At 44.7% G+C, this 23,090-nt stretch carries 25 protein-coding genes; 9 read left to right on the forward strand and 16 right to left on the reverse strand.

The features are described 5' to 3' along the window. Nucleotides 1–9: 9 nt before the first annotated feature. Both rpiB and ACWIP2_RS13185 read right to left on the reverse strand, forming a co-directional pair. Entirely contained in the window at nt 10–447 is a 438-nt protein-coding gene (rpiB, locus tag ACWIP2_RS13180) for a ribose 5-phosphate isomerase B (protein ID WP_448520408.1), read from the reverse strand. 7 nt (nt 448–454) lie between these two features. Next, complete coding sequence (locus ACWIP2_RS13185; protein WP_448520409.1) at nt 455–1,861, reverse strand: leucine-rich repeat domain-containing protein; 1,407 nt, start codon at nt 1,859–1,861, stop codon at nt 455–457. 119 nt (nt 1,862–1,980) lie between these two features. On the opposite strand from ACWIP2_RS13185, the gene efp reads away from it, so the two are divergent. The 4 genes from efp (at nt 1,981) to pckA (ending at nt 5,312) form a co-directional block, all read left to right on the forward strand. Beyond that, nucleotides 1,981–2,541, forward strand: coding sequence for an elongation factor P (gene efp, locus ACWIP2_RS13190; protein WP_448520410.1), 561 nt, complete (start codon nt 1,981–1,983; stop codon nt 2,539–2,541). Between the two features lie 80 nt (nt 2,542–2,621). Further along, complete coding sequence (locus ACWIP2_RS13195; protein ID WP_448520411.1) at nt 2,622–3,077, forward strand: peroxiredoxin; 456 nt, start codon at nt 2,622–2,624, stop codon at nt 3,075–3,077. Nucleotides 3,078–3,094: 17 nt separating this feature from the next. Continuing rightward, complete coding sequence (gene pnuC, locus ACWIP2_RS13200; RefSeq protein WP_448520412.1) at nt 3,095–3,697, forward strand: nicotinamide riboside transporter PnuC; 603 nt, start codon at nt 3,095–3,097, stop codon at nt 3,695–3,697. Nucleotides 3,698–3,716: 19 nt separating this feature from the next. Further along, on the forward strand, nt 3,717–5,312 hold the full coding sequence (gene pckA / locus ACWIP2_RS13205; RefSeq protein WP_448520413.1) for a phosphoenolpyruvate carboxykinase (ATP): 1,596 nt from the start codon (nt 3,717–3,719) through the stop codon (nt 5,310–5,312). 473 nt (nt 5,313–5,785) lie between these two features. On the opposite strand, the gene ACWIP2_RS13210 is transcribed toward pckA, so the two are convergent. Both ACWIP2_RS13210 and ACWIP2_RS13215 read right to left on the reverse strand, forming a co-directional pair. After that, on the reverse strand, nt 5,786–8,323 hold the full coding sequence (locus ACWIP2_RS13210) for an ATP-dependent Clp protease ATP-binding subunit (RefSeq protein WP_448520414.1): 2,538 nt from the start codon (nt 8,321–8,323) through the stop codon (nt 5,786–5,788). 70 nt (nt 8,324–8,393) lie between these two features. After that, on the reverse strand, nt 8,394–9,020 hold the full coding sequence (locus ACWIP2_RS13215; RefSeq protein ID WP_448520415.1) for a WbqC family protein: 627 nt from the start codon (nt 9,018–9,020) through the stop codon (nt 8,394–8,396). Between the two features lie 40 nt (nt 9,021–9,060). On the opposite strand from ACWIP2_RS13215, the gene ACWIP2_RS13220 reads away from it, so the two are divergent. Further along, nucleotides 9,061–9,492, forward strand: coding sequence for an acyl-CoA thioesterase (locus ACWIP2_RS13220; RefSeq protein WP_448520416.1), 432 nt, complete (start codon nt 9,061–9,063; stop codon nt 9,490–9,492). A gap of 3 nt (nt 9,493–9,495) precedes the next feature. Here ACWIP2_RS13220 and ACWIP2_RS13225 read toward each other — a convergent pair whose 3' ends face one another. Continuing rightward, on the reverse strand, nt 9,496–10,620 hold the full coding sequence (locus ACWIP2_RS13225; RefSeq protein ID WP_448520417.1) for a DUF4837 family protein: 1,125 nt from the start codon (nt 10,618–10,620) through the stop codon (nt 9,496–9,498). A gap of 93 nt (nt 10,621–10,713) precedes the next feature. On the opposite strand from ACWIP2_RS13225, the gene ACWIP2_RS13230 reads away from it, so the two are divergent. Continuing rightward, nucleotides 10,714–11,451: a shikimate dehydrogenase family protein gene (locus ACWIP2_RS13230; protein ID WP_448520418.1), complete on the forward strand. Its 738-nt coding sequence runs from the start codon at nt 10,714–10,716 to the stop codon at nt 11,449–11,451. Nucleotides 11,452–11,520: 69 nt separating this feature from the next. Then, nucleotides 11,521–12,015: a hypothetical protein gene (locus ACWIP2_RS13235; RefSeq protein ID WP_448520419.1), complete on the forward strand. Its 495-nt coding sequence runs from the start codon at nt 11,521–11,523 to the stop codon at nt 12,013–12,015. Nucleotides 12,016–12,030: 15 nt separating this feature from the next. Here the strand turns inward: ACWIP2_RS13235 and ACWIP2_RS13240 are convergent, their stop codons facing one another. The 6 genes from ACWIP2_RS13240 to ACWIP2_RS13265 all read right to left on the reverse strand — a co-directional run bounded on the left by ACWIP2_RS13240 (nt 12,031) and on the right by ACWIP2_RS13265 (nt 17,695). Then, nucleotides 12,031–14,160, reverse strand: coding sequence for a 7TM diverse intracellular signaling domain-containing protein (locus ACWIP2_RS13240; protein ID WP_448520420.1), 2,130 nt, complete (start codon nt 14,158–14,160; stop codon nt 12,031–12,033). An 83-nt stretch (nt 14,161–14,243) separates the two neighbouring features. Then, nucleotides 14,244–15,194: an L-threonylcarbamoyladenylate synthase gene (locus tag ACWIP2_RS13245; RefSeq protein ID WP_448520421.1), complete on the reverse strand. Its 951-nt coding sequence runs from the start codon at nt 15,192–15,194 to the stop codon at nt 14,244–14,246. Further along, nucleotides 15,191–16,003, reverse strand: a complete 813-nt coding sequence (locus ACWIP2_RS13250; protein WP_448520422.1) for a crotonase/enoyl-CoA hydratase family protein — start codon at nt 16,001–16,003, stop codon at nt 15,191–15,193. The genes ACWIP2_RS13245 and ACWIP2_RS13250 overlap by 4 nt, the downstream gene beginning before the upstream one ends. A gap of 11 nt (nt 16,004–16,014) precedes the next feature. After that, on the reverse strand, nt 16,015–16,662 hold the full coding sequence (rpe, locus tag ACWIP2_RS13255) for a ribulose-phosphate 3-epimerase (RefSeq protein WP_448520423.1): 648 nt from the start codon (nt 16,660–16,662) through the stop codon (nt 16,015–16,017). A 12-nt stretch (nt 16,663–16,674) separates the two neighbouring features. Further along, nucleotides 16,675–17,232: a CvpA family protein gene (locus ACWIP2_RS13260; RefSeq protein WP_448520424.1), complete on the reverse strand. Its 558-nt coding sequence runs from the start codon at nt 17,230–17,232 to the stop codon at nt 16,675–16,677. Between the two features lie 13 nt (nt 17,233–17,245). After that, nucleotides 17,246–17,695: a GatB/YqeY domain-containing protein gene (locus ACWIP2_RS13265; protein ID WP_448520425.1), complete on the reverse strand. Its 450-nt coding sequence runs from the start codon at nt 17,693–17,695 to the stop codon at nt 17,246–17,248. A gap of 175 nt (nt 17,696–17,870) precedes the next feature. On the opposite strand from ACWIP2_RS13265, the gene ACWIP2_RS13270 reads away from it, so the two are divergent. Then, the gene (locus ACWIP2_RS13270; RefSeq protein ID WP_448520426.1) at nt 17,871–18,587 is read left to right on the forward strand and encodes a pyridoxine 5'-phosphate synthase; all 717 of its coding nucleotides are present in this window, start codon (nt 17,871–17,873) and stop codon (nt 18,585–18,587) included. 15 nt (nt 18,588–18,602) lie between these two features. Next, entirely contained in the window at nt 18,603–18,899 is a 297-nt protein-coding gene (locus ACWIP2_RS13275) for a putative quinol monooxygenase (protein WP_448520427.1), read from the forward strand. An 18-nt stretch (nt 18,900–18,917) separates the two neighbouring features. Here the strand turns inward: ACWIP2_RS13275 and ACWIP2_RS13280 are convergent, their stop codons facing one another. The 5 genes from ACWIP2_RS13280 to ACWIP2_RS13300 form a co-directional block, all read right to left on the reverse strand. Beyond that, nucleotides 18,918–19,178, reverse strand: a complete 261-nt coding sequence (locus ACWIP2_RS13280) for a hypothetical protein (RefSeq protein ID WP_448520428.1) — start codon at nt 19,176–19,178, stop codon at nt 18,918–18,920. Between the two features lie 237 nt (nt 19,179–19,415). After that, nucleotides 19,416–20,243 (reverse strand): protein-tyrosine phosphatase family protein, encoded by an 828-nt coding sequence (locus ACWIP2_RS13285; protein WP_448520429.1) that lies wholly within the window; start codon nt 20,241–20,243, stop codon nt 19,416–19,418. Nucleotides 20,244–20,286: 43 nt separating this feature from the next. Further along, complete coding sequence (locus ACWIP2_RS13290) at nt 20,287–22,014, reverse strand: PAS domain S-box protein (protein WP_448520430.1); 1,728 nt, start codon at nt 22,012–22,014, stop codon at nt 20,287–20,289. A 173-nt stretch (nt 22,015–22,187) separates the two neighbouring features. Next, nucleotides 22,188–22,529 carry a transposase gene (locus ACWIP2_RS13295; RefSeq protein ID WP_448520446.1) on the reverse strand — a complete coding sequence of 114 codons (342 nt, stop codon included), beginning with the start codon at nt 22,527–22,529 and terminating at the stop codon, nt 22,188–22,190. Nucleotides 22,530–22,704: 175 nt separating this feature from the next. Then, entirely contained in the window at nt 22,705–23,058 is a 354-nt protein-coding gene (locus tag ACWIP2_RS13300) for a winged helix-turn-helix domain-containing protein (protein WP_448520431.1), read from the reverse strand. Between the last annotated feature and the right edge of the window lie 32 nt (nt 23,059–23,090).

Here is a 23,090-nt window from a genome sequence, read left to right on the forward strand (position 1 = left end):
ATTTTTAGTTTAGCAAGCAATTTTATTGATTCTGTTCTGATGTCTGCCGCCTTCAAATGCAGTATTGAGGAAAGTATCTACCATAGCAATTGCATCTTCCAAAGACACAAACCGCGCAGGCAAACTGATAATATTTGCGTCGTTGTGCCGGCGGGCAAGTGCTGCAAGTTCAACTGTCCAACAGAGTGCCGCACGAATGCCTTGATGCTTGTTAGCCGTGATAGCCACACCGTTTCCGCTGCCACAAATCAGTATGCCACTATCGGCTTGGCCTGATTCCACAGCTGCTGCTACAGGGTGCGCAAAGTCAGGATAATCTACAGCGGCTTCCGAATACGTGCCTTTATCAATTACCTGATAACCTGCCGCTTCCAGATGTTTAATAATGGCTGCTTTGTAGTAAAATCCGGCATGATCGGATCCGATAGCAATTTTTCTTGCGTTCATTGTTTGTTTAGTCTAATGATATCTGCACTTTATCAAATGTGCGATAGAGCCGATGCTTCTCTTCGGCAGAAAAACGGTTATTTCCTAACTCAATCACTTTCAGAGACTTACTTTGACTAATACAACCGGGAAAGGAGGTCAACTCATTATTCATCAGGTCTATAGCCAGCAATTCGCCAAGTTTGCAAATTTCATTAGGAATTTGCGTCAGTTTGTTGCCCCACAATATTAAAACCTTTAGGCGTTGTAATTTAGCTATTTCGGCAGGTAAATGAGAAATTTTGTTGGAATTAAGATCCAAACTTTCTAATGAAGGCAGATCGAACAGCTCAGCAGGCAAGGTGCTGATTTCATTCTTCCAGAGTACCAACTCTTTCAATTGCTTAAGTTGCGAGATGCTGCGCGGCAAACTGACGATTTTATTGTAGCTCAGGCTGAGTTGGCGCAAGTTTTTCAAATTACCGATAGATTCGGGAAGTACGCGGAGCAAATTATGGGACATATCCAGACTTTGCAGCGATGGTATCTGCGCTAATACCTCCGGAACAGTGGTGAAGTAATTGTGCGACAGATCTAGGCTTTCCAGTTGCTGCAACTGAGCAAAGTCTATCGGAAGCGCATCCAGCGAATTGAGCGATAAATCTAAATGACGGATCTGTACAGCCTTAGAAAATCCGGGGGGGATACTTTGCAACTGATTGTTCTGTACATTAATCATTGCCAGTTTGGGCAGCAATGTCAGATTTCGAGGCAGTGTTTTGAGATGATTTTCTGAAAGATCTATTTCTTCGAGTAAGACGGCCGTCTCTGTCTGCGGCATTGTCCAACTCATCAGTTCGTTGCCGCTCATGATGAGCCTTCTCAATTTGCTCAAGGAATAGATTTGTCGCGGAAACTGCGAAAATCTATTGTCTGCAAGGTTCAGGGTATGCAATTTTACCAGTAAGGAAACCGACTCGGGCAGCGCTTCCAGCATATTTCCCTGTAGATCAAGCACTTGTAGATTGTGCAGTAGGCCGATTTCACGCGGCAACATCATCAAGTTGCTTTTTTGAATCCTGATGAATTGCAGGTTGCGCAATTTACCTAAGTAAGCGGGCAGCCGCCGCAGGTTGTAGTCCACAATAACCAACTCTTGCAGATTGACCAACTGGGTGATAGTTTCGGGCAGGGTATGCAGGGTATCAGAGCTGTTCACATCCCAAAAATCATCCAGATTGCGGGTCAGGTGCAAGCGTATGACTTTTTGCGGTTCTTTAAGTGCCGCTTCCAACGAAGTATATGGCTTAATTTTGGCAAGTGCTGCAGAATCGAGTAAGGGGATCGGTTTTACTTGTGCGCCTGCTGTAGCAGAGATACACAAAACGACTGGTAAAAAGATATGACGCAATATCCCAAGGCGAAAATGATCCATGAAATATAAAGGTGTTTAGCTAAGCAAGTGTTTACAAATAACGCTGCTCGCGAAATTAAATTTTAATCAGCAGGCACTGAAAGACTATTTTGGCTAATTTTGCGCCAAAAAAATCAATTATGGCATTAGCATCAGATCTTTCGATAGGTTCATTCATTAGGTATAACGGTGATATTTGTCAAATTATTGAGTGGCAGCATCGCACGCCGGGAAACCTACGCGCTTTTTATCAAGCAACTATGCGCAATATGCGCACCGGCGGTAAAGCAGAAACACGCTTCCGCACAGACGAATCCGTTGAGATCGTTCGTGTAGAAACGCGCGAATTACAATATCTCTATCGCGAAGGAGATAATCTGGTTTGTATGGATAACGAAACATATGAGCAGCCTTATATCAGCGCAACTTTGTTTGGCGATAATGTAGATTTGCTGAAAGAAGGCACAGCCGTAATGGTAAGTTTTGATGGTGAAACTCCCGTTCAAGGGCAATTGCCTCATACAGTAGTACTGGAAATCACCTATACTGAACCGGGCATTAAAGGCGATACAGCAACTAAAACTTTGAAACCTGCAACATTGGAAACAGGCGCACAAATCAAAGTACCCTTGTTCTGCGATATTGGCGAAAAAATCAAAGTAGATACGCGCACTCGCGAGTACATCGAGCGTGTAAAATAAATTTATTTTTACATAACAATGCCACAGAACAAACCTGTGGCATTGTTGTTTTATTAGTCAAACAATATCCCCCGTAGGTTATGGCTTTAGCAATTGGTACGAAGGCGCCCGATTTTATACTGCCCTCTACATCCGGCAGCAATTTTCAACTCTCGCGCGATATGGCAGGCAAGCCATGTGTAATTTACTTTTATCCCAAAGATTTCACAGGTGTATGCACCGCCGAAGCCTGTAGTTTCCGCGACCACTTCGAGGCCTTTCGCGATTTAGAGGTAGCCGTTATCGGCATCAGCAGAGATAGCATAGCTACACATCAGCGGTTTATCAAACAATATCAGTTGCCGTTTGACCTGCTGTCAGATCAAGACGGCAGCGTTACCAAACTGTACCGCGCAACAATGCCGTTTATTGGAATGCCCAAGCGGATTACCTATCTTTTAGATGCCTCCCATCAAATTGCTGCTGTGCACGAAGCTATCTTTGAAAGCAGCCAACACGTCCGCACTATGCTCAAGACGCTTAAAAGCAACTCGTAAAACCGTAGCCACTCCTAATGACTGAGTTTTGGCAAGCTATTGCCGATTATTTTTACAATAGCCCAATCGAATTGTTAGGCGCAATACTAACGGTCGTCTGCGTATGGCTCAATACAAGGCAAAATATTTGGGGATGGCCAATCGGTATTCTGAGCATCGTCTGCTATATCTGGGTTTTCTATGAAGTATATCTGTTGGGCGACTTCATGCTCAATATTTATTTCCTGCTTTTAAGCATCTACGGATGGTATAACTGGCTGCACGGCAGGGGGAAAGAGGAAAAACTGCCTGTTACCAAACTCACAAGAAAAGAATTGGTGACTTACATCATTGTCAGTTCGGTTACAGCATTTATATTTGGAGAAATTTTGGCGAACTACACCCCAGCCTCACTGCCATATTGGGATGCGACAACGACCTCCTTCAGCGTGATTGCTCAGTGGCTGTTAGCCAGAAAGAAAATTGAAAATTGGTTTTTCTGGATTTTTGTCAATGTTTTATACATAGGTATCTATTTTATGAAAGATCTTTTTGCGACCAGCCTCGTATATGCAATTTTGCTTATATTGGCTGTCAAGGGATATCAGCGTTGGAAATCGGAATTGAATCTCAGTTACTAACAACACACAAATTTTTCTCATGCAAAACATAACTCATGTATCTGAAGGACTAGCAGGTTTAGGATTAAAACCGGGCAAAATTTTTTACAATTTATCTGTCGGCGAACTGGTCGAGCTGGCAATTGAAAGAAAAGAAGGCACACTAACCGATAATGGTGCCCTAATGTACGACACAGGCAAGTTTACAGGGCGCGCCCCCAAAGATCGCTTCATTGTAAAAGATGCCATCACGACAGATAAAGTTTGGTGGGGCGATATCAATCTACCATTCGATGCGGATAAATTTGATGCTTTGTTACAAGCCATGATTGCATGGGCAGCAGGCAAAGATCTGTTTGTGCGCGATGCCTTCGCGGGCGCTGACGAAAAGTACCGCTTTCGCATCCGTATCATTGGGCAACATGCCTCTCACAACCTGTTTTGCTACAATATGTTTATCCGTCCGACAGTCGAGCAATTGAACGGATTTACACCTGACTTTACAATACTCGCTCTTCCTGAATTTGAAGCAGATCCTACGGTCTTCGGTACGCGCAGTCCAAATTTTGTAATTATAAACTTCACCAAAAAATTGGTCATTATTGGTGGCACACGCTATACCGGCGAAACCAAGAAAAGCATTTTCAGCATTCTGAACTTCCTGCTGCCTGTAGATCACGGCGTACTGCCGATGCACTGCGGGGCTAACGTAGGCAAAGACGGCGACGTTGCTGTTTTCTTCGGCTTATCGGGAACAGGTAAAACCACCCTCTCTGCCGATCCGAAGCGCTTCCTGATCGGTGATGATGAACACGGCTGGTCAGACAGAGGTATCTTCAACTTTGAAGGCGGTTGCTATGCAAAAGTTATCAATTTGAGCAAAGAAAATGAGCCGGACATCTGGAATGCCATCCGCTTTGGCTCTTTACTGGAAAATACGCGCTTCAAAGCAGGTACGCGTATAGTAGATTTTACAGATACAAGCGTTACCGAAAATACGCGCGTTTCTTATCCTATCTACTTCATTAGCAATGCCTTAGAACACTCAGTAGGCGGCCCACCGCGCCATATCTTCTTCCTTACATGTGATGCCTATGGAGTCTTGCCTCCTATTTCGCGTCTTACTAAAGGGCAGGCGATGTATCACTTTATGTCGGGATACACAGCCAAAGTAGCCGGTACCGAGTTGGGTGTTACTGAACCTACGGCAGTATTCTCAACGTGCTTCGGTGCGCCGTTTATGCCATTGCACCCTACGCAATACGCAGAACTGCTGGGCAAAAAGTTAGAAGAAAATGAAACGACCGTATGGCTGGTTAATACCGGCTGGACAGGTGGCCCGTATGGTGTAGGTTCTCGTATGAAACTGTCTTACACCCGCGCAATGATTACCGCAGCTATGGACGGCAGTCTGTCGGGGATAGCTATGACGCCAGATCCGGTATTTGGCGTAGAAGTACCTGTTTCATGCCCTAACGTGCCGGATGAGTTGCTCATACCGCGCAATACATGGGCAGACAAGGCAGCCTATGATGAAAAGGCGCAGCAACTTGCTGCCATGTTTGTACATAACTTTGAAAAGTTCAGCCAATTAGCCAACGAGGAAATCCTCGCCGGCGCACCTAAAGTTAGCTAACGCTTGCTTTATAGCTGATACCATTATGAATTGCATGATGGGTAAATTACCCCGAAGTGGGTTAGATATTGGTAATGTAATAGTCGCATCCCCTCTTCGATTGCTCCATTAAGAGTTTCACCAGTTACCAGAGGGTGTCCAAAGTAATACGGACTTTAGTCTGTGATTTGTTAATCACTTGATAATCAAATATCTACAGACTAAAGTCTGTGCTATATTCAGCCTTTTTGGACAGCCTCAGAAAAAAGGGGGCAGCGATGATTTCAATGCTACCAACATGCAATCTCTCTGGCTTGCATTTGAACACAGTTCCTACGAGATAAAAACTGCATGGTAGATGAGTCATTTTAGTATTACATCGCTGGTGAAAACAAACCATGAACTGCTTTTTTTACTACTTTCGTCAAATGAAAAGGTTACCCGAATAATTCAGGTAACCTTTTTCATTTTATTTTCTACACCTTTTTACCGTGCTATCCGGCTTGTTCTTCTGTAACCGGCTTGAGAATTGTAAGAGTTAGTTCGTCTTTACCCTCCTCGTGGTCGGCTTGGATTGTATCGCCCTCGACAATTTCACCTTTGAGCAACTCCTCTGCAATTGGATCTTCCAAATATTTCTGAATCGCGCGGTTCAGCGGACGTGCCCCGTACTGAGGATCATAGCCTTTCTCTGAAAGGAAATCTTTGGCCGATTCTGTCAAGACAATTTTATAGCCCAGATTAGTAATGCGATGGAACAGTTTACCCAGCGAGAGATCAATGATCTGATGGATATGCTTGCGTTCTAATGGATTGAATACAATCACATCGTCCAAACGATTCAGAAACTCAGGCGAGAATACTTTCTTGAGGGCACTCTGAATGGTGCTTTTCATCAGCATATCTTGGTTTTCTGTTCTTGCTTTTGTAGCAAATCCGATGCCTGTACCAAAGTCTTTCAGATCGCGCGCTCCAATATTGGAAGTCATGATAATGATCGTATTGCGAAAATCTACACGTCTGCCCAAGCCGTCTGTCAGGATACCATCGTCAAGCACTTGCAGCAAGATGTTGAATACGTCCGGGTGTGCTTTTTCGATCTCATCGAGCAACACAACGCTGTACGGCTTACGGCGAATTTTCTCGGTCAGTTGTCCGCCTTCTTCGTAACCAACGTATCCGGGAGGGGCTCCTATCAGACGCGATACAGAGAATTTCTCCATGTACTCGCTCATATCAATTCGGACGAGTGCATCCTCGCGATCGAACAGGTAAGTAGCCAATACCTTAGCAAGTTCGGTTTTACCTACACCTGTAGGGCCAAGGAAGATAAACGAGCCGATGGGCTTCTTGGGATCTTTCAGTCCGACGCGGGTACGCTGGATTGCCTTAGTCAGTTTAATAATTGCCTCGTCCTGACCAATAACCTTGCCCATCAGGTCGGCTTTCATTGTCAGCAATTTCTGACCTTCGCTCTGCGCTACGCGATTGACAGGAATGCCTGTCATCATCGCAATTACTTCTGCTACGTTCTCTTCAGTTACAGGATAGGTCTGCTTACGTGTTTCGCTCTCCCAACGGTTTTTAGCCATTTCCAACTGTTCCATCAAGCGCTTTTCACGGTCGCGCAATTGGGCTGCTTCTTCGTATTTTTGGCTTTTCACGACCTGATTTTTCTGCTTTTTGATCTGCTCGATTTGTTCTTCGAGTTTGACAATATCTTCAGGGACGTGAATATTGCTGATGTGTACACGGGCGCCAGCTTCATCCAGCACGTCAATTGCTTTGTCTGGCAAGAACTTGTCGCTAATGTAGCGATCAGACAGTTTGACGCAGGCCTCAATTGCTCCGGGCTCGTAGTAAACGTGATGATGGTCTTCGTACTTGTTTTTAATGTTATGCAGGATTTCAATGGTTTCCTCAGGTGAAGTAGCTTCTACCATAACCATCTGGAAACGACGCGCCAATGCGCCATCTTTTTCTATATACTGGCGGTATTCGTCTAATGTGGTTGCTCCAATGCATTGGATATCGCCGCGAGCCAGCGCAGGTTTGAACATGTTGGAAGCATCCAGCGAGCCGGAAGCTCCGCCTGCACCTACAATAGTATGAATTTCGTCAATGAAAAGAATGATCTCTGGTGCTTTTTCAAGTTCGTTCATTACAGCCTTCATGCGCTCCTCAAACTGACCGCGGTACTTGGTTCCTGCAACTAATGAAGCAAGATCTAAGGTAACAACACGCTTGCCGAAAAGTACACGAGAGACCTTCTTCTCCACAATACGCAGCGCCAGACCTTCGGCGATGGCAGTTTTACCAACGCCCGGCTCACCGATCAAGATAGGGTTGTTTTTCTTGCGACGACTGAGGATCTGTGCTACGCGCTCAATTTCCTTTTCTCTACCAATAATGGGATCGAGTTTACCCTCTTCAGCCATCTTAGTCAGATCGCGACCAAAATTATCCAATACAGGAGTGCGAGATTTCTCACCTGGTTTGCTTTCGCTTCCTCTTGAGGCGCCTCCACCCGAGCCGAACATACGACCGCTGTCCTCGTCCGAATCATCGGTATCAGGCAACTCTGCAGTAGGATTTTGCAAGTGATATTCTAACAACTGTCGAACAACTTCGTGATTAACATTGAATCGCGCTAACAACTGGGTAGCAACACTTGTATCATCGCGTAGAATTGCCAGTAATAAATGCTCAGTACCTACAATATCGCTTTTAAAGTTTTTTGCTTCCACAACTGTTAGTTTAAGTACTTTTTCAGCCTGACGGGTCAGAGGAATATTCGCCAGATTGCGCACATTAAAATTAACCGATTTACGCGTAGCATGTTCAATCGCCTCGCGTAAGTCGTTAAAAGGTACGTTTAACTTCTTGAGCAGCATCACACCCATGCTGCCTCCCTCGCGGATAAGCCCGAGAGTCAAATGCTCGGTACCGATATAATCATGTCCGAGCCGAAGCGCTTCCTCGCGGCTAAGAGAGATTACGTCTTTGACGACTTTTGAGAACTTTGCTTCCATTTAATTCCTCTTTTGGCTTTTTGTAAAGATAGCATTTAAATTTTAAAACCCAAATCTGAAGACTATTGTTTTATTGCATTTCCAGCAGGTTTTGCTGCAAGTAGCATACACTTTGCGCGCCTTCACAAAATAAAAGGTCTAATATGGAAAGATTGTGGACAAATTTCTGACCAAATAGCTGGATATAGCCTTTCCTGTCAGTCGTATCATCGGGTAGATAGGCTATTCGTCCTCTCATATCCTTTAAAGTGCCTTCATAACTTTTTTGGTAATGCGTTGTAACTGAAATATTGACAGGCATTTTCAAAAAATAAAGACAAAGTGTCAGCATCTTAAGGTTTAATTGCACCAGATACTCCTCGCCTGAGTAGATAGCGGCTTTAAGTTCATCGGCATAATGCTCGAAGTAAGGTGCTTTGCCATAGGCAGAGTAAATCGTTCGCCAGTGGTTGTCTTGCCAGCGCTGGCGGTAGTCTATCCTTACTTGCGCATAAGGTACTTTGGCAGCCTCAGTTTTCATTACAGGAATGCTGAGGCGCTGCACCTGATTTGCACCAAGCACATAACAACGATTTCTGCCGGTTTGCTTTTCATAGTAGCTACATATTTCTACCACTACACTTCTTTTCCCTAGCATATACGTAAAAAAATCAATAGAAGGAAAATAGTGTAGGTCAATAATTGCATCAGGCAGCATACAGATTGTAATTTTGCCCGAAAGGTAACCCAAGCAACTTATGTTTACAAATGAAGTAGAGGTGCGCGTCCGCTATGCACACGTAGACCAAATGGGATATGTCTATTACGGTCATTACGCCTCCTTTTTTGAAATTGCCCGTGTAGAATCACTGCGCAAAATTGGCTTGAGCTACAAAGCGCTCGAAGATGCGGGCATCCTGCTGCCTGTATATGAGAACTACTCGCGCTACATTGCTCCTGCGGGCTTCGACGAAGTACTGACTATCAAAGTATTCATCAAGCAGATGCCTACGGTAAAGGCGAAATTTGACTACGAAATCTACAACGAGAACGGGCAACTCATCCACACCGGCTATACGACATTGGTGTTTGTAAACAGTGAAAGCCGCCGCCCATGTCGCGCGCCGGCAAGAATTATACAGGCGCTTCAGAGCTACTTCGAGGAAGCATCTGTTCCGCTAACTAACTGATCATCAGTACTTAGCTTCGCGAAGAATAGCCTCTACCTCGCGGATGATTTCGCGTTTATTATCGCGCGAAGGTGCAAAAATAAAGCCCTCATAGTAGTACATGCGCCCAGTTGTAGGATCTGCAAAGCTGTAGGAAAGAAAAGGCCCACCCATAGTGGCGTTATTTGTGCGCCACAATCCACGCATTTCTTTGGCATATTTCCTATTGACAATGCTTTCGCGGAAATACGGCGGCTCCAATAGCTCGGTTATCATATAACTGTTGGGCTTTTCAGGGTCGCCATAAATATATGCCTTGCCCAAAGCATTGCGCCAAGCGATCAAGCTGTCGTTGCTAAACTGCTTTTCCGATTCGTAGGGCTTGTAAGCCAAAATCAGGCTTTTGTCCACCTCAGCATCGGGCATCCGTACCCAAACAAAACCCGTTTTGCCGTCTTCACTGATTTCTTCTTTCACAAACTCGAAGCCGCGTGGCAAGAGCAACTGAACGCTGTGCGTGTTGAAAATTCGTTTTTCCAAATCGTCTTTAGCTCTTACTTTTGACAATCCACTGGCAATACGCTTGCGCTCGGTCTCTGCAAAAATATCTTGTAGCTTGCGGCGATTGGCACGCAAGTGGTTTGCTAACTGCTTGTCGGTTTGACCGAACAGAAAGAGTGCCATCTGCCCGGAAGCAAATTGATTAGGTACAATCTGATAGAACAAGCTACTGTCGGCAGCTATCTGTTCCAAACCTTCTGCCGGAAAAAATGACTTTATGCGCTGCGAAGCGGCAGAATTGCGCTCCAGCGACATAACAAAAATCATGTTTTTGTGTTGTTTGAGTATATTGTTCAGTTGGGTTGCATGGGCTTTGCGCATGGAAAACATCCGCTCGCCGCGCAGCGTACCTGGCAACTCGGCAGCATAGACACTGCGCAGCGCATCCCCGACCTCGCCGCTCCACTGGGCTGTGTCCATTACTACAATAATTTCACCCGTCTTGCCCCGTGCAGCAGGCAGGTTGGAAGACGATTTCGAGCTACCGCCTTCACTGCTGCCACAAGCCCAGCCAAATACTCCTACTAATAATACGCCTATAATCTGTCGCGCTTTCATCACGAATACCTTATTGAAAAATTTGTTCATTTCTCCGCATAACTTCTGTTGCGGGCAGTAAGTTACAGTATCGCAGTTTTTTTAGCTACCTTTGGTACTGTTTAGCAAACAACTTTCCAAACAATGCAAGCCTACGGACTGATTGGGAAAAAACTTTCGCACTCTTTTTCTAAAAAATTTTTTACCGAAAAGTTTGCGCGCGAACAAATTAATGCCGTTTACGAGCTATATGAGCTATCCTCTGCCGAAGAACTTAGCACATTAATCCAAAATAATCCACAACTAAGAGGCCTAAATGTTACGATTCCTTACAAGCTGGATGTGCTTCCACTGTTGGATTATCTTGCCCCAAGCGCTGTTAAAGTAGGGGCGGTTAATGTCATTAAAATACATCCAGACGGCAGCTTAGGCGGCTACAATTCCGACTACGAGGGTTTCAAATATTCATTGCTGCGTTTTATCCCCACCGGACATACTTTTGCTGCACTGATTCTCGGGACAGGCGGCGCTTCGAAGGCTGTGCAGGCAGTTCTGGAAGATTTAGGTATGTCCTATACCTTCGTTTCGCGCGTTCCTGCGGGGCGCAACTGCATCAGCTACGACGAGCTGCCCTCGCTGGGTTTGGATGCTCATCGGCTGATTATCAATACCACCCCGTTAGGCATGTACCCTAATATTCACGAATTTCCGCCTCTGCCTTACGAGGAACTGACAACAGCTCATTTCCTGCACGATCTGGTTTACAATCCCGAAGAAACTGCTTTCATGCAACGCGGAGCGCAATATGGCGCGCAGGTCAAAAATGGCTTAGAAATGCTGTATAGACAAGCAGAAAAGGCTTGGGAAATCTGGCAGGAATAATTTTGCATTTGGACTTAAACCTATGAGCACCTACCTTGTCTTACTGACAAACTTTTAAATTATCCACATATGAGAATTTTGGGAATAATCGCGCTGGTATTGCTGATGGGCTTTCAGGCACACGCACAGAACAACCGCCAAGGCAAAGGACAAGAACAGCAAAATCGCCCTACTCCTGAACAGCGCGTAGAAGCGCAGGCAAAAAAGCTCACTAAAGAACTGGGACTGGATGCCAAACAAGAGGCGCAGGTTAGAGAAGCGCTCCGCGTCCGCGTAAAGGCTGCCGACGAATTGCGAGCAGAAGCCGCCACCGATCGCCAGACCCGCCTGAATAAAGCCCGCTCGATTCAGCAAAACTTTCAGGCTTCCATGAAAGGCATCCTCGACGAGAAACAACAAGAAAAATTTGAGGAAATGCAGGCCAAGCGTAAAGAGGAAATGCGTAAGCGTATGCAAGATCAGCGTAGCAAAGGAAAAGCCAGACGGGGAGGCAAAGGACGCAATCAGCAGGATAATGCGGGTAACGACGAAGCAGACTTAGAAGATCTGGAAGACTTCAGATAAGCAACTTCTGCACAACTATTTCTTGAAAATCCGGCAGCCGATGAGTAATATATCATCGGTTTGCTCTTCCTGAGCGGCCTCGCGCCAATGCTCGATCCCTGTTTTCATGTGCTCGAACTGCTCTTGCATAGGTAAGGTATGAATATCTGCCAGCATTTGCTGCATACGTGCAGCCCCCAATTTGCGCTGTTCTGCGCCGCCAAACTGGTCTTGGTAACCATCTGAAAAAAGATAAAAGGCTGTGTCTCCTACCAAAGGTATGGTATGCAAGCCATAGGTGGATGAGCGTCCACCCAGATCGCCGCCAATCGAATAACGATCGCCTTTGATGATGTGCTTTTCTCCGTTTTGAAAATAGATAATCGGATTTTTTGCACCTGCAAAGTACATGACATCAGCTGCATGGTCTATCGCAACAACCGACATATCCATCCCATCGCGGTTGCGTGTTTCGCGCTGGTTCAGTTTCTGGCTAATTCCTTTGTGCATTTCAGCTAACACCAGATCCGGACGCGTAATTTCGCGCTTGTTTACAATCTCATTGAGCGTATCATAGCCCATCATACTCACCATAGCGCCGGGTACACCGTGCCCGGTACAATCTACAGCCGCTACAATGGTCATATCGTTTCGCTTTTCAACAAAATAAAAATCGCCGGATACGACATTTCGAGGAGCGAAATAGATAAAATGATCATCCAAACACTCACTGATTTTTTGAGGCTGCGGTAGAATAGCGTTTTGGATATAGCTCGCGTAACGCACACTGTCTTGCATATTGCGGTTGATCCTGTCTAAGTTTGCATTCTGCGTATTGAGCGCGTCGAGTACTTGGTTCAACGCTTCGGTGCGTTCCTGTACCCGCTGCTCCAGCAGTGTATTTTGGTTTTGAATGATCTTTTCGTTTTCCTGCAACAGCGCAATGGTCTGAGTTTGTGCTTTATTAATCTGGCGGCGCTGGATGTTGATTAAATCTGCCAGACCAAGCGAAAGCGTAAGCGCCTCCAATACCGCTGCTATTTGGAAAGCATAAGTCGTCAGGAAGCTATCTTGCACCAGTCCGGCCTGCCGCATAGATATAAGGATCGTGCTAAGCAGGAATAATGTCCACGCCATCAGATAAAAATAGGCAGGTCTGTAGCGATGCAAAGTGCGCCATATGCCAAGCGCGATCATCGAGCAGGCAAAGAAAATAATCATCCAGGAAATCATACGCAGCGACCAGTAATACATGCTATCTGATGGCCCATAATTAGCATAGATAATAAAGCAAGTAAGCCCAATCACAAAAGCCTGAAGCCATAGCGCAATGCGATAAACCGTCGGTGAATACTCCCTGATAGCTAAGAACCGGAGCGCAAACTGAATGCTGGAAACTTCGGCAAAACAGACAAAAAGATTGAACATAAGCCGCGTCTCTTCCGGACGATTGGGTATAAAATACTGATAAAAAATTCCATTGTAGGCCAATATTGCCAGCGTTAGCGAAAAAATATAGGCAACGTAGTACAAGTAGGCTTTGTTGCGCGTAGAAACAAACAGGAAAGCATTGTAACAACCCAGCGACAGTAGAGCCCCGACAATGAGGAATAGAATTGTATCCGCCATTTGTGTTTGCTCGAAGAACCACTTCTGTCCGCTGATTTCCATGCCATACTGGTGCGAATGCCGCCCACTGAAAGCAACGTAAAAAGTTTGCTCGCGTCCTTGAGGGAAGCCGAGCGGTATCACAAAGTTGTGATACAGTACCGGACGTTGGGTAAATGGAAAGCGGTTGCCAAGCTCGTAGTGCTGTACCAAAGAGTCACCATCAAACTGATAAACATCTATGCCCCAGAGTTGTGCCTTATTAAAATGTAAAACCCAAGCGCCATCAGCTGCCTGCGCCCGCACGCGAAAACGCAACCAGTAGTCCGCATTTTTAAAACCAAAATTAGGCTGTAACTGACCCGAAGGCATGAACTTATCGGCAGCCTTACCGCCCGGACGCACATCTGCCAGCGTAAGTGCCTTCTCTGAATCCTCTATAAACTCACTTTGCAAACCGACTGCATAGGTTCTGTTAGGATTTTGCAGTTCTAACACGGCCTGCGCCTGCAAAAAACCGCAATACAGGAGTAAGACAAGTGGGAGGATTGTTTTCATAAAATCGGCAGGCACTGTTTATTCCAAAAGTACATCATTACTTTGGTAAAACAGGTACAAACCGAGCTAAAAACATTCAGAAATTAATGAGCGGCCGCTCGTCGCAGGCGGTCATTAATAGCCCTGCCAAGCCCCTCTTCGGGGAGTAGTTCGGCGAATATTACACTAAGAGGCAGGCTATCCAAATAGCGAAGGGCTGCAAAAAACCGTTGTGCCGCCTCTGCATAATCGCCTGTTGCTGATAAAATAACCTGCTGATTATCAGGTATTTGATTATATTTTTTTTGGAAAGATAAAATGCCTGTTTCCTGTGGATGGGCTTGTTTAAGCAGTTCGTCCAAGTTACCCAAGACTACGGGAATGCGCGGCGCATAGTGACTCTTCAGCATACCGGGCGCGGCAGGCTGTGAGGTAGAATGTTGCATCACGCGCACCTTGCCAATGACCGCCTCAATCGCTTCTACCGAAAGCCCGCCTTTCCGATAAACGACCGCCTCATCCTCTTCAAAACCAATAATGGTAGATTCTATGCCTACATTGCAATTTCCTCCGTCTAAAATGTAAGGAATTTTATCGCCCAATTGGTCGGCTACGTGCTGCGCGGTAGTCGGGCTGATATACCCAAAGGGATTTGCGCTTGGCGCTGCCAATGGAAATGGTAACTTTTTCAACAGTTCCAGCGTCAGCGGATGATTGGGAACGCGCAGCGCCACACGCGGCAAACCGCTCGTGCAAAGGTCGGGAATGATGTCCTTTTTGGGCAAGAGCAAAGTCAGCGGACCGGGCCAAAATTGCGCTGCCAGTTGCCGCGCTTTTTCGGGGAAGTCGGTGGCATAGCGGCTCACCTGTGCGGCATCGGCAATATGCACAATCAACGGGTCAAACTGCGGGCGATTTTTGACCTGAAAAATGGTAGCCAATGCCTTGTCAAAAAGGGCATTACCCGCCAGCCCATACACGGTTTCTGTCGGAATTGCAACAACTTCACCCGCCTGCAAGTGCGCAGCGGCAGTATCAACGGAAGTTCCAATCATTCAAACGAAGGCTGTCTTTTTTGCATTTGCGCCATCATAGCTTCCTGTAAATCAGCGGAAAGCAGCATGGCGGCGTTCCATGTGGCGATATAGTTCAGCGCGTCGGCTGTGTTGTGGTCGCGGGTGTAGCGCAGCATCTCCTTTGTGCCGCGAATGCCCAGCGGCGACTTGGCGGCAATCTGTCGGGCGATTTGGCGCACACCTGCCAGCATTTCTTCTTCCGAAGCAAAACAGCGATTGACAAAACCATTGGCTGCCGCCTCCGCTCCGGGCATATTGCGACCGGTGTAAGCCAGTTCGGCAACGATACCCGGCGCAATCAGTTTGGGCATGCGTTGCAGCGTACCCAGGTCAGCTACCATGCCCATATCAATTTCGCGGATGCAAAAAACGGTTGATTCAGTGCAGTAGCGCATATCAGTAGCGCAGGCAATGTCCACACCGCCGCCGATACAACCTCCATGGATAGCGGCCAGCACAGGCTTGTCGCATTGCTCAATCGCATTTACACATGCCTGTAAATCAAGCACTAAGCGGCGCAATTGCTCGCGTCGGCGGCCTTCGTCGGCGCTTGTGCTTTGCAGTTGTTGCTGAATGCCGCCCAGCAGGCTGATGTCAATACCGGAACAAAAATGCTTACCTTCGCCGCGTAGAATAACTACGCGCACATCGCTGCGCTGTGAGAGATCGGTGAAAATATCGCGCATTTCGTCCCAAGCCTGACGGTCGAGGGCATTGGCTTTGTCGGCGCGATTAATCACCACTTCGGCAACGTAATCGGCAATATGGAGGTTGAAGCGTGTGTGCATGGTTGTAAAAGTTAAATCATTTTCAAATCGGCGATGGTTTGCAGCGGGTCGGGCGAGCTGAACACGAAGTTACCTGCCACCAGCACATCAGCGCCTGCCGCTACCAGCTGCGATGCGTTTTGGCTGTTTACGCCGCCATCTACTTCTATGTGCAACTTCGGATTGAGCGCATCCGCCATTTGGCGCAATTGCTGCACTTTGCGGTAGCTGTTTTCAATGAATTTTTGCCCGCCAAAGCCCGGATTAACCGACATCAGGCAGACCAAATCAATAGCTGCCAGTATATCGCCCAGCAAATAAATAGGAGTGTGCGGATTGATAGCAACACCTGCCTTGCAGCCCAATTCTTTGATTTGTCCAATCGTGCGGTGCAAATGCGGACAGGCTTCGTAATGAACCGTCAGAATTGCAGCGCCTGCATCGCGGAAGGCTTCTAAATAGCGTTCAGGCTGCACAATCATCAGGTGTACGTCCATCGGCTTTGCTGCGTGGCGCTTAATTGCCTGACAAACAGGCAAGCCAAAAGACAGGTTCGGCACAAAAACACCGTCCATAATATCAATGTGCAACCAGTCGGCGCGGCTGCTGTTAAGCATTTCCACATCGCGTTGCAGGTTGGCAAAATCGGCAGAAAGTACCGAAGGGGCAATCAGAGGCATGACAAACGATATTTAGCGGAGCAAATATCGGATATTTTGCACCAATTCGGCTACCGAAGGGGCAAGCGCTCTGCCAATATCGAGCATGTAATTGAATAGTCCGTTTAGATAGCTGTAAGTTATTGTGTTGTTAATCAACTCATTGCGGCTTGTAATCCCTGCACTTACAACTAATTCCAAGCCAATACTCAGTCCAAGAGCATATTTGATAACTCCAAAAATCAGCCCGACGAAACTGTCGAACCCCTCAAAAATTTCAAAATTGGCTTTGTGCTTGAGTTTACGGTAGAGCCAGCTTACGATAAGTGCAATACCGACGTAGCACAGCACAAGCAGTATAAAAGCTCCTGCTTTGGACGGTGCAAAACCGATCCGATCTGCTCCTAATTGAAAGGCGGTAGAGATCAACCAAAAGACCAGAAATAGCATCAAAATAAAAGTAAGAAGCGAGAGTAACTCCACCAAAAAGCCTTTGTGGAAGCCCTTGTAGCCACCCCAGCCGATGATAAACAGTACGACAATATCTAAAACTGAAAATTTTTCGGCAAGCAGGCTGGCGAGTAAAATCATGACTATCAAGCGTTTAGCTGAGCAAATCCTTAACCGTAGCGGCTATTTCTTTGCCGTCTGCCTGACCTGACAATTCTTTGCTGGCGATGCCCATTACTTTGCCCATATCTTTGGCAGAAGTTGCCCCTACGCGCTGAATTATTTCTTGCAAACGGGCTTTTAATTCGTCAGGCGATAATTTTTTAGGCAAATACTCTTCTATAACGGCTAATTCGGCTAATTCTATCGCCTGCAAATCGGCGCGACCTTGTTGCCCGTAGATGTCTGCCGAGTCTTTGCGCTGTTTGGCGGCTTTTACAAGCAACTTTATCTCCTCTTCGGGAGTAAGTGCGCCGCTTTTTCCTTCTGCAGTTTCTGCCAGCAGAATCAGGGATTTGATGGCTCGAAGGGCGCGCAGTTTATCTTTTTCCTGCGCCTTCATAGCGGCTTTTATGTCTTCTTCGATGCGTTTTTTGAGGCTCATAACTGAAAAATGGATAAACTCTGCCGCAATAAAATTAAGCAGATCGTTTAAAGGCTGCAATCATCAACTAAATTTGCGCTGCCTGCACGCTTACGACGGGATTTACGAAAGCCGCAGATTCAAGTTTTAGTTTAATCTTTGTATTGCAAATATAACAAAATCAATCATAAAAGTGATGGTACGCCTGAGCGTAAATATCAATAAAGTAGCTACTCTGCGCAATGCTCGCGGTGGCAATAACCCCAACGTATTGCAGGTTGCATTAGACTGCGAACGCTTTGGCGCTGAGGGAATTACGGTGCATCCTCGCCCTGATGAGCGACACATCCGCTATCAGGATGTGTTAGACCTGAAACCTGTACTGACAACGGAATTTAATATTGAAGGCAACCCAAAAGACCGCTATATGGATCTGGTGCTGCAAGTCAAACCGCATCAGGCGACGCTCGTTCCCGATGCAGAAAATGTACTAACTTCCAATGCGGGCTGGAATACAATCGAGTACCAGACTTACTTAGCCGATATTATCAGCGAACTGAAAAAACACGGCATACGCACTTCCATTTTTGTCAATCCGATCGAAGAAATGATTGAAGGGGCAGCCAAAACAGGCACAGACCGCATCGAACTCTACACCGAACAGTATGCCAAACAATTTCACAGCAATCCTCAGGAGGCAGTTGCGCCTTATGTACGCTGCGCCCGACTCGCCAAAGAGTTAGGAATGGGGGTCAATGCCGGACACGACTTAGACCTGCACAACCTTCGCTACCTACGGCAGCAGATTCCCTTTTTGGATGAGGTATCAATCGGTCATGCGCTCATTTGCGACGCGCTATACTACGGTCTGGAAAATACCATTCGTCTCTACCGCCGCCAATTAGAAAATTAATTCAATCTTGTTGCTATGCTTATCAGAACTGTACGTATGACTTTCAAACCCGATAAAACGGCAGAGTTTTTGGCGATTTTTGAGGCATCTAAACACAAAATCCGCAACTTCAACGGCTGCCGCTACCTAGCGCTCTTGCAAGATGCGCAAAATCCGGCCATATACAGCACCTATAGTGTTTGGGAAAGCCCCGAACACTTGGAACAGTACCGACAGTCGGAGCTATTTCAAAGCACATGGGCGGCAACCAAGCAACTTTTTGCTGATAAACCACTGGCATTCAGCCATTTTAAAGCACAGGAAATTATTTGATGCCCGTCTGCTCAACAATTATCCTGCCGCAGATTCTATGGAACTGATCGCCCTTTGCAGTCCATTTTCTTTGCTGGGCAAGATCGGCATTTGCATCGCTTTGTCGTAAAGTTGTTGATTGGTCAGCAACTCTTCAACATTTGTCAAAAATACCGACACTGTCATGCGATTGATTGGAATTGGCTTTACGGCAAGCTCCTTTGCGTGTGCATGTGCGCCCCAAAACTGCTGGTCGCCAATAGGGTACAGAATCGGGCAGATTGGTTGTTGAGGTGTCAAAAACCGAAAGCCCGTAAACTTCGACTGCTCTGCGGAAAATCATACGGAATAGGCAAAAATGCAGCGCTAATTCTGTAGATATTTCTTACCATTGGCACTAATCAGCAAAACTGTCTGCCAGCGTCTTTACATGGTATAAAACAGTGTAGGCTGCACATCGCCCTGTGTTCCAAGTGTCAGAATTGCTATTTTCATAGTATTGTTCAAGCCTCTGTAAGTTGCGGTGGAATTGGCTGCTCAAATTACTGCATGATAGAATTGATTACCAAAATCCAAACGCTTTTTCCCGACCTCTTTGGCTGTAATTGGTCTTAGTTGCTTGATGATTTCGTAGGCGCTTTCTTCATCGTAACCTAAAAATCTTAATATGCAATTTGTTATCATTCCGGTTCTGTGCAATCCCGCCGAACAGTGCAAATAAATTTTTTCTTTGTTTTGCAGCTTGCTTTTAACAATATTCAATTTATTGATGATTTCATTTCTCATTGTTTCATTGGGGACATCACCGTTTGGAAGAGGCAACCAAATCCAATCTATACCTAAATCTTTACAACTTCTTTGAATATTGCGCGCACCTTCTCGCTCACTTAAAATAGTGAAAACAGTTGTAGTACCCTCATTTAACAACTGTTCAAAACTTCGGTTTTTCCCACCCGGTTTATGTCCGATTTTTAGAAATCCATCTTGTATGGCTACCCATTGACTTTTTTTGTCAATCGCAGGATAACTATCGTATGTTTTAACTACTTCTCTGTTTTGATTCGTTAGTCTTTTTTTTAGTTTTAGAAGTCGCCCTTTGTAAGCTCCATATATTTTTCCATTTTCATTGTGTGCTCTTATCAAGTCGCTTATCTGCCCAATAAAAGCATTTAACCGATTCATATCGGTTTTATTTGATTGCTCAACTGCATCAAGATAGTCGCTAATCTCTTTTATATCAATCATTGGATGTAGTATGACGGAAAGATATTTGCAAAAGACAGAGTTGATGGCAATTCCTTGCCCTACGTACAAAGTTTGCGGTGCGCCGCTGCGATAGAAAGCACAAAAGCCTAAATTACGCATATTAGCCTGCCTTTTGGCTTTGCTATATTAGTCACAATTCTTTTTATTCGTTATTTAGATATGCACTCTCGTTGGCTTGTGATACTATTTTATGAATAATCTTGTCAAGTTCCTTTGTCGCTTGAAGCATATAGTCGACATATTTATGTTTCATTTCTTCGGTTTCATTGGGGTAGTTTTTAAGCAAGTCGCAAAGTCCTAAGATGCTGGCAACAGGTCTGCGAAGTTCGTGAGATTGTTGCCACGCTATCTGTTTCAAGGTTTCATTTTGTTGGACAATGGTATCCTGATATTTTTTTTGTTCGGTTACATCTTGCAAAATAACAATGACATACTTTTTACCATTTACTACAAAAGTATTGAGGCTTGCATCAATAAATATTTCAATTCCGCTTTTAATAAGTGCTTGTAGGTATCTGCCCATTTTTTTGACTGCACCGCCTTTCTGTAAATATTTCTGTTGCAAAAATTTATGCCCTGCTCGGTATCGCTCGGGCAAAAGAAAATCTATTTCTCTTCCAATCACTTCTTCTGCCAAATAACCAAATACGTTTTCAAATTCTGTATTCACATACACAATACGATTATTTTCATCTACTATCAGTAAAGTATGGGGTATAGCTTCTATAGTGCTATCCAAACGGATTTTGGTTTCTTCTAAGAGTATTTCTTTTTGTTTTCTATCTGTAATGTCTTGCACATTATTCGCGATGCCGATAATATTTTGCTCTTCGTCATAGACAGGAAACAAGCTAATTTGCCACCAATTTGTGCCGTCTTTTCGTTCCAAAACAAAGCTTTCTCCTGATAAAACCTTTTCATAGTAGGTTCTAAATTCTTCTCGGTAAGCAGGCAAGTAATAGTCTAAGGAATTATCCCCTATTTGGATTTCTCTGCCAAAAGTTTGTTTGGTAATATATTTTGCAACTTGATTGGTGTAACGAATGATAAAATCTCGGTCAATAAATGTGCTGGCTTCGGTCGTACTTTGGTAAATAGCCCTAAGCATATGCTCTTGTTGTGTAATTTTCTCTATCTGTTTTTTTGTTTGTGTAATATCCTTGAAAAATATCGTTAATCCTTCTTGCAAGGGGTAACAAACGACACTAAACCACCTATCTAAATCTGCCCGATAATCTTCAAAAGTTACCGTAACGTATTCACTCATTGCTTTGCGAAACTGTGTAGGGTACTTGTAATCAGGAGTATCGGGAAATAAATCCCAAATCTTATGCCCTAACAGTTTTTCTCGTGGCACACCTAAAATTTGTTCTGCTACTTTATTTATTTTGACAAATTCCCACTCCCGATTGAGTACATAAAAACCATCTGTAATTTCTTCAATAATAGCATCTATTTTTTTGGCAAATGCTTTGGCTTGAATACTTGCTTTTTCGCTTTCGGTAATGTCGTGTCCCAAACAAAGTATCCCTATAGGATTTTTGTCTTGATTTTTGAACAGTGAGAACTCCCACTCTGTCCAATAAAAATCACTTAAGTTAGTATCAGGTTTTCGTAAATTTACTTTTACCACTTTATCAGGATTTTGCAACACTTGTTCTACAGCTTTAAGGCACTTGTTGTGATCTTCGGGATAAATGGATATAAAAAAAGGTTGGCCTGTAAAGTTTTCACAAATAAATGAAAACCTGTTTTTGAATAAATTATTGACATAGATATATCGTCCTTCTAAGTCGGTAATGACTAAGGAATATGTTTCCGAACGCAACAGATATTCAGGTAGTAGTCGTTCTATATCGTTATCTGTCATTTTGTTGTTCGTCTTAGAATAGACTGCAACAGAAGAAGCGTGGTTCATACACGCACCAAGGTAAGTAAAAAACACTAAAGTTCCAAATTGGCATATCTATTCGTTTAATTTGTTTTCTAATGTTGTCTTAAATTCGTTTTCGTTGTTGTAATTATTGATGTAATTGTTAATAATTAATAAAGTGCTACAGATTTTTTTCGGAGGAAAGCCATTGTTTTATCAGTTTCTTGCTGTAATTCTTTTAGCGCCTTCTCTAAGGAAATTCTCAAATCATGTAAGGAACGATTGATATGTGATGTTAATTTATTGTTTTTCAAATCAGCCCAAACAAGTTCATCAGGATTTAACTCAGGGCTGTAAGGTGGTAAATGATAGGTACAAAATACATCTTTATATGACCCATGCTCAGCTATCAACGCTTTTAATTTTTTACTTTTATGAATAGTTGCCCCATCCCAAATAATCAACATCTTTTGACCTAAAAATCCATGTAAGGCTTCTAAAAACTCAATGATATGCTCTTTTGTCTATAGCTATCTTGTTTGATATCAAAAAACAATTGCCCACAGGGTGTAATGGCGCTGATAGGCACATGCCGTCTTCAGACAAGGTGTTTGCCCCACAGACGCCCAAGTATGACCTATCTTTCCATTCAATGCAAAGCCTGACTCATCGCTATAAACCATCACCCTACCTTCTTCTTCGGCTTTTTTTTAATGCAGGGAGCGTTTGTTCTACAAAAACTTCTACTGCTGCCTCATCTCGGCGATAATCTACCGTAGTATATTTTTGAGCGCTGTACCCTAAGCGCCTAAGCAAAGCATAGATGCTATTCACATGATAGCTCACACCAAACTTATCCCAAATAAGTTGTTGCAAACGTCGGGCGTTCCAATGAGGTCCGACAAAGCCCTCATCTTCCGCACTGCAAGCCATACACTTTTTCAAATCTTCTAACTGGCTGGCTGTCAGTTTACAAGGTTTATGTCCGCCCCATTGACCCCCATGATGATTCCGTTGCTCTTCACTGATAATTTGAGACACACGACCTTGAGTCAGCCCTGTGGCCTCAGCTA

The sequence above is a fragment of the Rhodoflexus sp. genome, from assembly GCF_053489755.1.